Source organism: Enterobacter sp. NFIX59 (genome assembly GCF_900113755.1).
GTDB lineage: Bacteria > Pseudomonadota > Gammaproteobacteria > Enterobacterales > Enterobacteriaceae > Enterobacter > Enterobacter pseudoroggenkampii.
The window spans coordinates 1-1,146 of sequence record NZ_FOQN01000016.1 but is presented as its reverse complement, the minus strand read 5'-3'; the positions used below and the strand labels follow the sequence as shown (position 1 = coordinate 1,146).

2 protein-coding genes are annotated in these 1,146 nt (G+C 39.6%); both read right to left on the bottom strand.

The genetic code is table 11. From position 1 onward, the window contains the following. Positions 1 to 177: 177 nt before the first annotated feature. Positions 178 to 657: a hypothetical protein gene (locus tag BM007_RS22900; protein ID WP_090421019.1), complete on the bottom strand. Its 480-nt coding sequence runs from the start codon at positions 655 to 657 to the stop codon at positions 178 to 180. Between the two features lie 324 nt (positions 658 to 981). Next, the gene (locus BM007_RS23505) at positions 982 to 1,107 is read right to left on the bottom strand and encodes a hypothetical protein (RefSeq protein WP_254780665.1); all 126 of its coding nucleotides are present in this window, start codon (positions 1,105 to 1,107) and stop codon (positions 982 to 984) included. Between the last annotated feature and the right edge of the window lie 39 nt (positions 1,108 to 1,146).

Here is a 1,146-nt window from a genome sequence, read left to right as displayed (position 1 = left end):
TGTTCGCCGTCGTAGCGGTAGTGCCAGCGGGTCTGGCCGTTATCCTTCTCCACGGTGCGGCCGTGGATGTCATAACGCCAGCGAATGCCGTTCAGCTGCGTCAGGCGGTTGTGCGTGACCTTATCAGCGGAACCTTCAAGCGGGTTATCAGCACAATATGACAACCTTATTTAATAGTTAATTCCACGTTAAATAAATACCGCAATTAAATGATTTAATATCATAGCAAATAGTTATATCACCCCATTCCAAGTGCCACATTATACTATGTTTTTCTTTTTCATCTGGTTTGCCAAGATCATATTCACCCGACACCCATTGATATAAAAATTCGACTTCTTTATTTAGCATATCAATGTTAGAAACCTTATTCCAATCATTTATTACCTTATAATACCCTCCCTCTTTATAAATTAATTGCACCGTAAATGGCAAATTACTGAAGCATAATGGTTGTATTATAATCTCGAATTCCTTTCCCGACCAAAGAACGGTATTAACTGTATAATGATGGGGAATTAATTTCTGCATTTTATTTTCTGATTCAAGATATTTGTAAAGATCAGAAGTTATAAATTCCTCCTCCCTTTGTATTAAAAGACATTTATTGTCTAACTCAACCTTACCATTTACCACGTTAATTTTAAAATTAATCATATGCTAATGACCTTCCCCGGTATCAAAAGATTTTTAAATTCCTCAGGGATAAAGAATTGCCCCCCCCTCGACCATATATCTCATTAGCCAATGCTCTTCCATATGCTACATCAATATCCTCACTTACATAATAAGCTCTAACTTGCGTTCTTAATGTACGATGAGGATCTATTTTAACCTGAAGTGCTTCATGGTAGCCTATAGCATTTCCTTTATTTTGCCTAACGGTTGGATAAGTCACTGCATATGATGGAGGAGTATCACCGTTTGGATATAATGCATACAGAATCGTGCCTTTTTTCAGTTTCCTGTTTTTGTAGACATCTATACTTTGTAATCACCTTGACCTTGCCATCTCGTAGCTTCTTTAGATGGATCCTTACATTTACGGCTCAACCCCCACGGATCCACCCACCCCAGCGCATTCGGCGCATACTGGTAAAGGTTTATCCCCCCCGCCAGCCCTATCGGGTCCTGCTGCGTAAACCG